At 55.4% G+C, this 13,945-nt stretch carries 8 protein-coding genes, 2 tRNA genes and 1 pseudogene; 5 read left to right on the top strand and 6 right to left on the bottom strand.

The annotated features are described in order from the left end of the window. Positions 1-4: 4 nt before the first annotated feature. The gene (locus ACPEE1_RS06805) at positions 5-1,984 is read left to right on the top strand and encodes a response regulator (protein WP_182343132.1); all 1,980 of its coding nucleotides are present in this window, start codon (positions 5-7) and stop codon (positions 1,982-1,984) included. A gap of 3 nt (positions 1,985-1,987) precedes the next feature. On the opposite strand, the gene ACPEE1_RS06800 is transcribed toward ACPEE1_RS06805, so the two are convergent. The 4 genes from ACPEE1_RS06800 to ACPEE1_RS06785 all read right to left on the bottom strand — a co-directional run bounded on the left by ACPEE1_RS06800 (position 1,988) and on the right by ACPEE1_RS06785 (position 5,436). Continuing rightward, positions 1,988-2,359 carry a response regulator gene (locus ACPEE1_RS06800; protein ID WP_182343134.1) on the bottom strand — a complete coding sequence of 124 codons (372 nt, stop codon included), beginning with the start codon at positions 2,357-2,359 and terminating at the stop codon, positions 1,988-1,990. Between the two features lie 336 nt (positions 2,360-2,695). After that, positions 2,696-2,772: transfer RNA gene (locus ACPEE1_RS06795), tRNA-Arg, on the bottom strand. 16 nt (positions 2,773-2,788) lie between these two features. Further along, positions 2,789-2,878 (bottom strand) — tRNA-Ser (locus ACPEE1_RS06790). A 311-nt stretch (positions 2,879-3,189) separates the two neighbouring features. Next, on the bottom strand, positions 3,190-5,436 hold the full coding sequence (locus ACPEE1_RS06785) for an IPTL-CTERM sorting domain-containing protein (protein ID WP_182343165.1): 2,247 nt from the start codon (positions 5,434-5,436) through the stop codon (positions 3,190-3,192). Positions 5,437-5,881: 445 nt separating this feature from the next. Here ACPEE1_RS06785 and ACPEE1_RS06780 point away from each other — a divergent pair, with 445 nt between their 5' ends. Then, on the top strand, positions 5,882-6,388 hold the full coding sequence (locus ACPEE1_RS06780) for a cytochrome b (protein ID WP_332839213.1): 507 nt from the start codon (positions 5,882-5,884) through the stop codon (positions 6,386-6,388). Positions 6,389-6,424: 36 nt separating this feature from the next. Next, on the top strand, positions 6,425-7,120 hold the full coding sequence (locus ACPEE1_RS06775) for a VIT1/CCC1 transporter family protein (RefSeq protein ID WP_423935647.1): 696 nt from the start codon (positions 6,425-6,427) through the stop codon (positions 7,118-7,120). A 468-nt stretch (positions 7,121-7,588) separates the two neighbouring features. Here the strand turns inward: ACPEE1_RS06775 and ACPEE1_RS06770 are convergent. Further along, positions 7,589-8,461: pseudogene (locus ACPEE1_RS06770) on the bottom strand (IS3 family transposase); the annotation flags it as partial. Positions 8,462-9,726: 1,265 nt separating this feature from the next. Between ACPEE1_RS06770 and ACPEE1_RS06765 the strand changes: the two are divergent. Together ACPEE1_RS06765 and ACPEE1_RS06760 are read left to right on the top strand one after the other, a co-directional pair. Continuing rightward, positions 9,727-11,868, top strand: coding sequence for an IPTL-CTERM sorting domain-containing protein (locus tag ACPEE1_RS06765; RefSeq protein WP_423935645.1), 2,142 nt, complete (start codon positions 9,727-9,729; stop codon positions 11,866-11,868). A gap of 503 nt (positions 11,869-12,371) precedes the next feature. Beyond that, complete coding sequence (locus tag ACPEE1_RS06760) at positions 12,372-12,680, top strand: hypothetical protein (protein WP_423935643.1); 309 nt, start codon at positions 12,372-12,374, stop codon at positions 12,678-12,680. A gap of 408 nt (positions 12,681-13,088) precedes the next feature. Here the strand turns inward: ACPEE1_RS06760 and ACPEE1_RS06755 are convergent, their stop codons facing one another. After that, a complete protein-coding gene (locus ACPEE1_RS06755; protein ID WP_260720184.1) occupies positions 13,089-13,694 on the bottom strand; it encodes a mechanosensitive ion channel family protein in 606 nt (201 codons plus the stop codon). Positions 13,695-13,945 lie beyond the last annotated feature (251 nt).

The following is a 13,945-nucleotide window of genomic DNA, read 5'->3' as shown; positions in this document are numbered from 1 at the left end:
CACCATGCCCTCCGTCACTGCCAGACTCAATGTCAGCATCGACCGATCCCAGCACACGGTCCTGGTGGTCGATGACAACCCTGCCACCTGCTATGCCACGGCCCGTGCGCTGCGCGCCGCTGGCTTCAAAACCGTGGAAGCGGGCACCGGGCAGGATGCCCTGGACCTGTCGCTGGGCGATATCTCCGCGGTCGTGCTGGATGTGCATTTGCCCGACATTGGTGGCTTCGAGGTGTGCCGCATGATCCGCGAGCGCACGCTGACCACCTCACTGCCGATTGTGCATTTGTCGGCGGCGTTTGTAGCCGACACCGACAAGGTCGCGGGCCTCAACGCGGGCGCCGATGCCTACCTGACGCACCCAGCCGAGCCGGCGATGCTGGTGGCGACCATCCAGGCGCTGGTGCGCGCGCGTCTGGCAGAAGTGCGTGTACACCAGAGCGAGGCGAAGTTCCGCTCGATCTATGAGCAGGCCCAAAGCGGTATTGCGCTGATCGACGACCAGGGCCGCTTTGTGGATGCCAACCCCGCCATGCTGGAAATGCTGGGCCGCCCCGCCTCCGAGGTGCTGGGGCAGGCGGTATCGGCATTCGCCGCAACAGGCCACGAAGAGCGCATCGGGTCCCTGTGCTCGCCGCACAGCAAGGATGCTGTCTGGCGCGAAGAAGTGGCCTTGCTGGACGCCCATGGCCAGCTGCTGCATGTGGAATGGAGCATGGCCGCCAGCGTCAAGGGCGAGCTGCGCGTGGCCGCAGTGGCCAACGTCTCCAACCGCATCCAGCTGGAGCTCGAACGCAAACAGCTGCTGGAGCGGGAGCAGGCCGCACGCGCAACCGCAGAGCGCTACAGCCGCTCCAAGGACGACTTTGTCGCGGTGCTCTCCCATGAGCTGCGCAATCCCCTGAGCGCCATCATGATGAACGTGCACCAAGTGCTGCGCAAATCCCCGCCGCCCGAGTTTGCCAAGAACCTGGACGCGATCAAACGCAATGCCAGCACGCAAGCGCGCATCATCAGCGACATCCTCGATGTCTCACGCATCAATTCCGGCAAGCTCACCTTGGAGCGCGAATGGGTGGACCCGGCTACGCTGATCACCTCCTCGCTGGATTCACTCAAGTCGGCTATCGACGCCAAGCACCTGGTGCTGGAGGTGCAGTTGCAGACGCAGGGCCGCAAAGCGCTGGTCGATCCCGCGCGGTTCCAACAGATCTTCTGGAACATTCTGAGCAATGCGGTGAAGTTTTCACACGACGCGGGCCTGCTGCAAGTGCATCTGGCGGTGGAGGGCACCAATCTGATAATGCAGGTGCGCGACCATGGCAAGGGCATCGAGGCCAGCTTTCTGGAGCGCATTTTCGAAAAATTCACCCAGGCAGCCAGCCCAGGCAGCCGCTCTTCCGGTGGCCTGGGCTTGGGGATGTCGATTGTCAAACACCTGGTTGACCTGCACGCCGGCGATATCGACGTGGCCAGTGAAGGCTTGGGTAAGGGCACGACGGTCACCGTTCGCCTGCCTTTGGGCAGTGGCGCACCCGAAGACGCGTCCAAAGGTGAGCAAGCAGGGCTGAGCCAGGATGCCGGCCACGATGAGCTGCGTGGAATCCGGATCTTGGTGGTGGAAGACGACGAAGAAGTCGCCCATCTACTGGTGCTGATTCTCCAGGAGCGCGGCGCCACGGTAGCCAGAGCGGCGGATGTGGACAGCGCGATGGCGTCGCTGCATTCGCTAGGCGCAGACCTGTTGGTCAGTGACATTGGCCTGCCTGGCAAGGATGGCTATGCGCTGATGCGCCAGGTGCGCGCAGCACCCGCCTATTTTTGCCAAGTGCCAGCCATCGCACTCACCGCCTTTGGACGCGAGGCAGACCGCCAAGCCGCTCTCGCTGCCGGATTTAACTTCCACCTGGCCAAACCGCTGCAGCCGCAAAAACTGCTGGACTTGATCAAGACCCTGATCAGCCCGCGCGGAAAAGACGCTTGACCTTCAGGAGGGGCGCGCCAGCAGCTGCGCCTCGATGCTCTCAAGCATCGCCTCCAGCTCTTCGGGCTCGCAGCTTTTGAGCAGCGCACGCACGTTGGGACCGATGCTGGCCAGGCCATGGTTGAACGCATAGCCTGATATCAGCAGCACATGGCGCTGTTGGTCCTGAGCGAGCCACTGCCTTGCCAGATCCGTACCGGACATGCCCGGCAAACTTACATCCGTCACCAAGACATCAAAGCGCCCTTGGTTGCCGAGGTCCAGCGCCGCTTCTGCGCTCTCGGCGCCAACAATCTGGCGATGCGGTGCGTCCATCACCGCCATAAAGCCCTCGCGGATGTCCTCGTCATCCTCGACGTACAGATATGCAATCATTTATGAAGAATATGAAGGAGATACACTCGGCGCCCGCAGCGCTGGAGAGGCCTTGTTGATTATTGGCGCTCCTGTGCCTATATGCGTGTGGGACAGAAGCGATACCCATGCCCTGGTGTTGTGAGTTGAACGTTCAAAGCACTGGTGACCTGGACAAAGGTCGGTGAGGAACGCCCCTGCATCACGGGAGCTGATGGAATGCAAAGCGCCGGCCCCTGCCCTGCCCGCGCCAGACGACGGCGAACTCGGCCAGCCATGGGCCGCAACGGCATTCAGGCAACGCGAATATCTCAACGAAAAAGCCTCAGAGCATTGCTACTCTGAGGCTTGACGTTTTGGTGCGGCTGGCAGGAATCGAACCCACGACCCCTTGGTTCGTAGCCAAGTACTCTATCCAGCTGAGCTACAGCCGCTAATTTTCGATGCCTATGGCGGAGAGGGAGGGATTCGAACCCTCGGTACGTTTGCACGTACGCCTGATTTCGAGTCAGGTACATTCGACCACTCTGCCACCTCTCCGCAGCGCCGAAGCTTCAATTGTAGCAGGCAATTTGAGGGTCTCGGGAAGAAACGCAGATTTCTTGGAAATTGTGATGTGCAGGAGGGTGGTGATTGAGCGGGGTGAGCACCTCGCCTGCTACGGACGGACCAACCTGGAACAGCGGGCAAGGGGGGCCATGGCGGCTGGTGACGGGCAAGCACTGCGAAGATGCTCTCCGGTGCCTGCGTCTCTGTAGCTACTACCCTGGCTAGACCAGGGATGGGTGAGTTGAAGGGGTGGAGCTGACGAGTACCGCCTGGGGCAACGAGCAGTCTCCACCCTCAACAGGTCAGCGCATTCTGGAGCGGCGCAAGCCCATCGCGGTGAAGCCAGCCACGACCAAGGACAGCAGTGCAAGTGCCCATTGGCTGAGCGAAGGCACTGGTGTGGGGGTTGCAGTCGGGGTATTCTGCTTGACGAGCGTGTTTGTGATGACCAGAGTCAAGTTGCCTCCCAATGGCACAGGCCCAGTCGCTGCGGGCAGCGTGGCAGCTCCCCACCCATAACCACTTGGCGCAGCAGGCAACGCACCCTCTGCTACCGAGCAGGAGCTGCCAGCAGTAACCGTGATCGGATCGGCTGCGCCTGCATTGTTCACGACGGCGATGCTGCCTTGCTGGCTGAGGTCGGGCGAGACACAGGTGAGTGTGAACGGAATGCTGCCACTAAATGCTGGAGCACCCTCTGGGCCCACGACCGTCTTGGACACCTGTACCGTGCCCGTATTAGCCTGGGATTGCAGGTACCAGTTGTTACCGATCTTCTGGAGAGAATAGAGAAACTGACCGGCTATCAGTGACCCACCGGGCAAGGCAAACGTACCCGAAGAGCTTCCGTCAACCTGCACAACCAGGATGCCATCACCGGTAGTAAGCGCGCCCGTTCCACCCAGATTATTAACCTGCAAAATGGTTGTACCCGTCGTGCCTCCCGAGACGTGCAGAACATCCGAAGCAGAGCTGCTGTCTCCCAGCACGGTGTCCAAAGCCAAGCTGCCACCACCAGTGTAGTTACCTGTGACCGTCAAGGTCTCTCCTGCCTGGCCATTGGTCAGAACCAACTGGCCTTGATTGCTTAAATCACTGCTAACGGTAAAGGCCGTTTCTTGCACACGTAAGCTACTGCCTGCGTCCACCACAAGGCCCATAGCCTCGCCCGCCACAGAGCCACCGCCGGCAACCAAAGTGCTGCCAGTCAAGGATAGGTCACTATTGCCTGTTAAACTGATACGTTCCCAGTTAAGAAATTTGGAGCCGGGCTGCGAACCATTGATACCTACCAAGGTCAGGCGATCTATGTATCCATCCGCAAGGGAGACATCATCTCCTCCATCAACTAGCGTTATCTGACTGATATCCGTGCCGTTGATCGTGAGGCTGTCGGAGCCGTCACCCAGAACGACGTTGCCGCTGACAACCGCGCCACTGGCCAAAGTGACGCTGGTATTGCCATTGCCCGGGCCATCAAAAATCGCTCGGCCTGAGGTAGCAGTCAGCTGACCTGCAAGGATGTTGATACTGTTGGCCGCAGCCGTAGAGTTCACTGCGATCGCGTCACCAGTAGTGGCAACTACATTGCCTCCATGCACTTCAACCGTGTTACCCGCAGCGGCTACAGCTTGGATCCCATTGGCACCCTGTACCGTCACCGGCTGCGTACCAATGGTGATAAGGCTCGTTCCTGCTGCTGGATTAGCCGATGTAGGCGAACTATTGCCCAGCGCAACTTGCCCTCCACTGGCAATGATTGAAGTACCGGTTCCACTAATGATTGATGCTGGTATTGGCATATCGATAGTCCCAGCAGAAATATTGATGCCCGTGCCTGCAGTGCTATTGACGCTGGCGGATGACCCTAGCACCTGAATCAACCCAGCACTGTTCGAAATGCCAGTGGCAGAGGTATAAAGCGTAAGCCCATTGTTGAACAGATTAGTTCCAACGGTGCCACTTGAGCCGCTGTTACGAATTCCATCCACCGGCGCTGGGGTTGTGGTTGAGGCATCCGCACCAATGCGCATGTTGCCTGTGACATCTATTACGCCACCGACGTTCTGTACTACAGCCCCACCAGCGCCCAGTGAGCGCATCACTACGAGATTTCCATCCACCTGCAACTTGGATTGTTGGCTGGCAGCATTTGCACCGCCATAGATGTATACGCCTCGGCTATTGGCTCCACGGGATGTGACATTCAAGTTACCTAGCGCATGAACTAACGCAGCAGCCGGTTGCGCACCGATGCCTCCAATATTCATCCCTCCTGAGCTCAGGGTGTAGGTACCGGAGTTGCTGGTGGTCGTGATGCTGGTGCCGGCCTGTAGATTCAGTACTGAACCATCCTGATATGCACCTGCCACATTATTGCCAGTGTAGGCTGTGAGACCGGCACTACACGTGCTGCCTGCGGAGGCCGTTAGAGCAGGATTGCCTGACGCTGCATCAGAGCAGGCGGCCCAAGAGTAGGCTGTACAAGAGAGGGATAGAACAGCCAGAGCGATGGCGTTACGAACAGGATGAGTGAGTGACTGGCTCATTAGAAATCCTTGCGGTAGTACGTATTGTTACTATGCCATAGCATCCTCGATATTTATCAAATATTTCAACAAGATAACAATCATTGAACCTCTGAAGCCTCCACGTACACCAGTGCTTCACCCATCTACTCGTCCATCGTCGCCAGTACCGCACTGGGAGAAACGATCTCAGGTGACATTGCCTCTATTTCACCTAATGCGTTAAGGTCTACATAACCCAGCTACGTCTAAATGATCACGCAGCGGATAAGGCTAGGCAGTGATAGCGATTGATAATCTTTCGCATTCATATACTCGCCCGCTTAAGTGGATGTCGAAATAGAATGCAGCACATCCACCTATACTATGGGCATATCTTCTAGCAGCCTTTTTCAATTGATCACCGGAGATGTTTCACATGAGCATTAAAAATTCGCAACAACGATATAGCTAGTGGGTTATATTTGTGCACTGGCTAACCGTAATTCTCATCGTTGCAGTGTATGCGAGCATGGAACTGCATGGACTATTTCCCAAAGGAAATATTGCACGAGATGTCATGAAGTCATTGCACTTTCTTTTGGGCCTGAGCGTTTTAGCGGTGGTTTTTATAAGAATTCTTGTTCGCAGTCAATCTGGGGTAGGGCCTGATATTGTGCCACCACCATCTAAATGGCAAACCAGGCTTGCGAGTGCGATGCATTACGCTTTTTACTTATTTATGTTTGCTATGCCACTACTGGGATGGCTCACTTTGAGCGCGTCAGGAAAGCCGATCGTCCTCTTTGGCTTATCTATACCTAGCGTAATCAACCCAGATATCCAACTATCTCGTCAGTTGAAAGATGTACACGAGACGGTTGGCAACCTAGGTTATTACCTTATTGCCGGGCATGCAGCAGCAGCTCTTTTTCATCATTATATAATGCGAGATAACACTCTCACTCGCATGCTTCCAGCGAATCGCGCATAAGCTAGTAAATAGAATTACACAACCCTATATTTGACTATGAGCAAGCTTTTCTATCGCACCCATCTTGAGGCTCATCGCACTGAACATATTGGCTGGCTCCGCGCTGCCGTATTAGGAGCAAATGATGGCATTATTTCTACTGCCAGTCTGATCGCCGGAGTAACTGCAGCCAGTGCGAGTCATGCCAGCATCATCACCACGGCGATTGCGGCTCTAGTTGCAGGTGCTATGTCCATGGCTGCAGGTGAGTTCGTATCTGTTTATTCTCAGGCTGATACAGAAAAAGCAGATCTTTCACTAGAGTCGGAAGAACTATTAAACAATCCAGAAGCAGAGCACAAGGAGCTCACAGCAATTTACATTCAACGCGGTCTTGATCATCAGCTTGCCACACAACTAATGGCTCACGATGCATTGGGCGCTCATGCACGAGATGAATTAGGCATATCCGAGACCTTGAATGCTCGTCCAGTGCAAGCGGCGTTGGCATCAGCGGCAAGTTTTGCCGCAGGCGCGATAATGCCTTTAGTAGTGGTGCTGCTCGCACCTCAAAGCAGCCTGCTTTATTGGATTGTCGCGACAGCCATAATTTTCTTAGCAATGCTCGGAGCTGCGGCTGCCTCTGTGGGAAACACGCCAGTCCTCAAGAGCGCTATCCGGGTATCGTTCTGGGGCACCTTCGCTATGGCCATGACAACCGGGGTAGGGGCAATGTTCAGCACCATTGTATAGAGCAACGACAACCGTACTGCAGCTAGGCACCCACAGTGAGCAATCTGCCAATTTGAAGTTCACAAAGTAGCCATCCTCGCCGCTAAGAAGCAGCATCCGGCATGGGTGAGCCGCAATCGGTCCAATGCTACCTATCGCCCTACCTACCTCAGATTGGCAGTCGCTTGCATTGCGGTGACAAAGCTCGCCCATGAAGCACGCAATCTCTATCAGAATACGCAATGAGCTAGCCGCGCCGCGGCAAATTTGGAGATGTAGATGGACAAACTAGAGGCGCAAGAATATCAAGCGCTAACGAAGTCTTCGCAGACGCAGGGATGACCTTAACCATAAACAGTGGCCCCCCAACCGAAAACGAGCTCGCCATGCTCTCTTCCATCGTTCGTGGAATAGAAAACGCACCGAGTAGAGACTACAGCAAATTGGGCTGCTGCCGGAATCATGGACACTGACCTCAGCTTCTTGAGCTTTCTCGAACTCTATCGGACTGACATAGCCGAGCGTGGAATGACGACGCGTCGGGTTGTAGAACCGCTCGATGTAGTCGAACACGTCAGCACGAGCCTGCTCCCTGGAGCGATACACTTTCTTGGCCGTGCGCTCGGTCTTCAATGAACTGAAGAAGCTTTCCATTGCCGAGTTGCCCCAGACCTCGCCCGCGCGGCTCATGCTGCAGGTAATGCCTTGCTCCTTGAGCAATTCCTGGAAGTGCTCGCTGGTGTATTGGCTGCCCTAGTCCGAGTGATGCAGCAACGCCACCGGCTTGCCCTGGCGCCACATGGCCATCATCAACGCATCGGCCACGAGTTGCGAGGTCATGCTGTCCTGCATCGACCAGCCAACGATGCGACGCTAGTACAGGTCCAGCGCCGCAGCGGCATATAGCCAGCCCTCGGCCGTCCAGATGTAGGTGAAGTCGGCCACCCATTTCTGGTTGGGTGCATCGGCCTGGAACTGACGGTCCAACACGTTGTCGGCGATGGCGCTGCGTTGGTCTCGGTCCTGCGGCAAGCCTCGACGTCGTGGCTTCGCGCGCAGGGGCTGTTCTCGCATGAGCCGTTCAATGCGATGCAATCCGCATTGTTGACCCAGTGCCAGCACGTCATGCCACACGCGCCGCGCGACATAGATGCGGTCGCTGCCCAGAAAGCTTTGGCGCACCTGGCTGCCGAGCACCTCACCGGCCGGACTGCGTTGGCTGCTGGGCCTCATGATCCCTTGCCAGGGGAATGCATGCTGCGGGTCGACCGTCGCATCGCGTATCCACTTGCGCATCACGTTCTCGTGCACATCAAGGTCGCGTGCTGCCTGCGCCACCGCCACGCCTCGCTCCTTAACCAGCTTGACTGCTTCAAGCTTGGACTCTCAGCTGAACTGCCTTCTCGCTCCCATAAACCACCTCAGGTTTCATCTTCCACCTTGACAAAGTGTCTTTGAAACCAGCGGCAGCCCACATCATGCGATTTCGTAACCCAGCCAGCGGACAAATTGAAGAATTCGGGGAAGCCACATGGCTATGGATGCTGCTACTGGGCCCCATCTACCTAGCCTACAAACAGATCAAATCGCAACGACTTCTGAGCATGCTCTTCAGAAACCCTACGTATGGATGATGGTACGCGATGCAGCGGAGCATCAGGGTTGGCAGCAATCACAAGATTTAGCATTCGGCTCTTTTCTGAAAGGACGAGCTGCCGTCGAACCCTGCGGGACCAGGCGGTGCGACCAGTCCAAACGGCGCAATATCTTCCGGGTGTGTAGGCCAGCGCCAAAGATCTATGAAACCACGCTAGCGCCGAGGTTGCACGAGGAGTTACCGATGCGCAGCTCGAAAGACCTAGCCGCTACCCCCATAGTCCAAGTACCTGAGAAATATGCCTAGGTACCACCTCGCATGCCGAAGCTAGGCGCAAGCGGCCGGCATCTGCGAACGCGTTAAAGCGAAAAAATTGAAACTCGGAAATGGGTGACACCCGGCGTTAAGCACACTGATCAGCGTGCTATTGGGTAACTGCCGACGCACGCGGATGTGGGTGCTGCACCAGCCCCACACTGTTGATTACCACGTAATCTGACCCTATCAAGTTGGTGGATCACTTCTGTGTTGGAAATCAACCCATGCCCCTCATCCGCCTGCTTTAGCACGCCGGATTCAACAAGGTGCTTGGCTGTGGCATGTCGAAGAACGACAACAAGGTGCAGACGATGTTTGCCTGAGCCAATCTACGGTTTGCACGCGATCAATTAAGGGGGTGGAAGGATAAGTACGCCTGTGAATAACCTGAGCGAATCAAAATCCACATTTGCGACTTAAAACTGGCGGTAGAAGTGGTTAAAGGCAGGCATGTCAGTGGTGAGCCACCCACTTCTTGATGCAGAGATTTGCATGTTATTTTTTCTATCACAACAGCCATTTTCATCAAGAATTTATTTAATCTTGAGACAATAACAAAAAGCAAATGAATATCAAGAAAAACAAAAAAGCAAAATAGCAAACATAGACAAAATTTCAACTGAGTTTTACTGCTAATGCCAAATGGAACAACGACATGCCTACTAACTTTAATCATTCAGCCCCAATTAAAACACTACTCAAAAGTATTGTAGTGACCGCTCTCGCTGGCGCGCTCGGCATGGCCTATGGGGCGGTATACGCTCCAGATACGTTCGCTTCTGGAGGAGGCACCAATCTGGAGACCATGGTGATGGTCAAGGACGGCAGTGGTCGGGTGGTTATTGGTGGCTTGTTCAACACCGTGGAAGGCCAAGCTGGCTACCAGGGCGTGGCACGTTTCAATACCGACGATTCGCTTGATACCAGCTTCAAGGTGGCGACCAATGACTTCGTCAAGGCCATTGCGGTGCAGCCAGACGGCAAGCTGCTGATTGGCGGCGAATTCACGTCAGTCAAGCCCAAAGGCGCTGCCAGCTTCACCACCTTCTGGGGCATTGCGCGCCTCAATGCCGATGGCACTTTGGATGCGGCCTTCCAGAATGCACCAGCCGGCTCGGTCAAGGCCAATGGCAATGTGCGTGGCATTGCGCTGCAGCCAGATGGTAAGATCATTATTGGTGGTTATTTCAACCGTGTCGATGGCACGGTCGCCAACCGGGTGGCCCGTCTGAATGCGGACGGCACGCTCGATGCCAGCTTCAACGTCGGCACCGGCCCGAACAATGGCATTGAAGATGTCAAGCTGCAGGCAGACGGCAAGATTCTGATCTCGGGAACTTTCTCGCAAGTCAATGGCGTCAATCGTATGAGCGTGGCGCGCCTGAATACCGATGGTTCCGTGGATACCAGCTTTGACGCTGGTCAGGCCATTGCAGGGCGCAATGGCGCTTGGGACGGCTCCTGGCCTGTATATCAGCTGGCGTTGCAGGATGACGGCAAGATCGTATATGCTGGCGGCACGCATCGCTATGCCGATGAAATACACTGGCGCATTGCGCGCTTGAATACCGATGGCACGGTGGATAGCAGCTTCCAGTCCTATGTGAACTGGTGGGCCTCATCGGTGGCCCTGCAGAACGTGGGTGGCGAGCAGAAGATTGTGGTCGGTGGCGATTATGGCCGGGCCGGTGTGACCAACCCTGTCAATGGTGCTGTCCTGACCGACGCTCCGCGCCAGCGTATTGCGCGCTTCAATGCGGATGGCTCGTTAGATACCGAGTTCGATACTTCCTTTAGCGCCAATAGCTGGGTATGGGCCGTGCTGCCCAACAATGATGGAACCGTCTATCTGGGCGGGAAGTTCACCAGCGTTGCCGGCATGGCGCGCCGTGGAATTGCACGTCTGGCCGAGCTCGATCCTACTAAGCAGGTCATCAACTTTCTGGCACCTGAGCCTGGTACCTATTCGGCGATGAATGGCGCTTCGGTTTCCTGGAACCCGACGCCGCCAACCACCAGCAGTGCCAATTTGCCAGTGACTTACAGCAGCGTGACCCCCTCCGTGTGCACGGTGGACTCCACCACAGGCGCTGCTACATTGGTCACACCGGCAGTGACCGGGCTGTGCACGATCGAGGCCAACGCCGCAGCGGGTACCCAAACGATAGGTGGTCTGACCTACGACGTCGACCCCGCACCTGCGGTGCGCCAAAGCATGCAGATCGACGCGCCACCGGACCAAAGCATCACCTTCCCAGCACAGACCTTGCAGCGCAATGTGGCCGATGGGGCGTTCAGCATTGACCCGGCAGCGACGGCCAGCTCAACCCTGGCGGTGAGCTACACAAGCCTAACCCCATCCATCTGCACCGTATCAGGTACCACGGTGACGCCACTGGCTGGTGGTCTGTGCACCATCGCTGCCGACCAGCCGGGGGGCACTGTGGGCATAGTGGCTTTCAACGCTGCCGCGCAGGTGACTCAGAGCGTGACCGTGCAAAGCGCGCAGACCATCACCTTCCCGTCCCAGTCTGCCCACAGCGTGGTGACGGGCAACAGCTTTACGCTGGAACCTGCTGCAACGGCTAGCTCTGGCCTGGCGGTGAGCTACACCAGTCTGACGCCTACCGTATGCACAGTGGCTGGAAGCTCTGTGCGCGTGCTGACAACGGGTACCTGCACCATTGAAGCCAACCAGGAAGGCAACGACTATTTCACGGTGGCTGAGCCTGTGACTCAGTCCATCACTGTCACTGCGCTGCCTGCTGCAACCCCTGTGCCGACGCTGGGAACCTGGTCACTGGCCATGTTGGCTGCGATGCTGGGCTTGGTGGGCTTCCGTCGCCGCGCCTGACAGGTTAGTTAATAAACAATAAGCCTCACCAGTGCCGTAGTGGCGCAGGGGAGGCTTTTTCTATTTTCGGGTGCAAGCCTAAGCATTCCCTTATCGCGTTTTATTACGGCACCTCCCATGATGCTCAGTATGCTGGAAGATCCACAAACTGATACGTCGCTGCACGATCTATTGGCCCTCCAAATGAAGCCTTTAATTAGGAGGGATGGAATTCACACGGTAGATGCAGGTCGCCATGACTACCAGCATCATTTGCTCAAGATGTGTAGCATGGGAAATTTCAGGTTCGATTAAATTAGGGCAGCAATTCTTAGAGCTTGACTCTCCGAAGGCTGTATAAAATTATGCTCTTTTTTCTGGAGTCCATATAGAAGATTCGAAACATGGCATCAAAGTGCCCAAGCTCGAAAAAATAGTCAGAAACAACCACAACCTCGTAGCGCAAGACCTATCGTCCATGCTTATGATCCAGGAAATACGGGCGATGACCCATGAGTGCATGCTTGCCCTCCTCCATGAAGAACATAGGCTGTCCGGCCCTGCTCACTATAACAACCATCATTTATTGGTGCAAGAAATCAACCGCCGTGCATGAGCAAGGATCGAGAAGCTGGGCAGTAGTGCCAAGTATCGGGTTCTCGGTGGTTGCTGCTGGCATGTTGTGTATTGTTATGGCTATTGCTTCCTGCGTCGATGGAAGCGCTCCCCTTACGAAGCGCATGCATGAGTTGCAAAATAGTTGGCTCAAGCCCGAAAGCAGCCAAAGCATTACTGGCAGCTGTCTGTCTCCGACCGTCTCGATCATTGAATGACGGAAACAAGCGTCCATCCCCCAGGCTAGCATCATGGTGCAAGTGAATCACAGAGCGCTGAGCCAGACAGCCCCATCCAAGGGAGACGCAGATTCACCTTAGCATAACAAGTGCGCCATGACTAACCCTGGTAGCGCACTCGAACCTCCTGCACCCCGGAAGGCTAAACGGCTGCAGTACACGGTACCTAACTTGTGAACATGCCCAGTGCGGAGTCGAAAGTCAAGCCAGAGAGCTATCAAACTGCTCTTGTTCCGAGGTTGCATGCAGAGTTACCACAGCGCAGCACGAAAAACCTAGGCGGCACTTCCAAAGTCTACGCATCCAAAAAAATCGCCTAGACCTCCTCGGGTGCCGATAAATCATAAATAGCCTACAGGGAGGGAGCTAACAAACAAATACTAATGATCAGAGACCGCGGCTCAATCTTATAATAGAATTACCCATCATTACGCTGTTGGGCACAATTAATTCATGCCCGTCAGCATTAATCAACTGCGTAAACCCTAGAGAGATGACTTCAACCTTAGCGGTCACTACCCCAAGAGGGGAATTAATTTGAATAGTATCCCCAACACGAATTTGTCTATATAGCACCAATGAAAAGCCAGCAATTACGTTGCCCAGCGTACTCTGAGCTGCCATCCCGACAACTACAGACACAACGCTTACTCCTGCAAGTAGCGCTGTACCCAAAGCTCTCAACTCCGGTATTAAATGCGCGTAGAGAACAAACCCAAAGACGCAAGTTAATAGCTGTGCAAACTCGCTCACAAATTGCAATGCCGTAGTGTCTGATAGGTGTAGTGCTACGTGTCGGACACTTCTACGTATCAACAAGACGACGACAAGTATCAATCCCAGAATCAAAGCACCAATTAACAGTGCCCCAACAGGAGATCTGGGAGATAAAGCGGTACCGAATAACTCTAAGTAAGCACTCATACAAATCAACTCAGTGTTCGATACATGAAGTGTACCTTGCATAACAGCTATTGACACGAAGATAGTCATAGCTACCATGCCCTGAACTTAAAGAAATGCTGAACATACATAAGTGAAGCCGGAGCGAGCACACAGGTCGCATACAGTGCAATCCAGCCACTATCTCCTCCTCCTAGCTCCCACGATCGCAGCGCACTCATACCTCCTGCATCCGGTACCCCCCACCCTCCACCCCTGAAAGGCGTGGCCGGGGGAAACGAGTGGGGAAGTGGCTACAAGGGTAGCGCGCATGCATCTCGCAAGGCTAACCGACTGCAGGA

The sequence above is a fragment of the Comamonas sp. 23 genome, assembly GCF_049601575.1.
Lineage (GTDB): Bacteria > Pseudomonadota > Gammaproteobacteria > Burkholderiales > Burkholderiaceae_C > Comamonas > Comamonas squillarum.
This window is presented reverse-complemented; position numbering and strand designations above follow the sequence as displayed.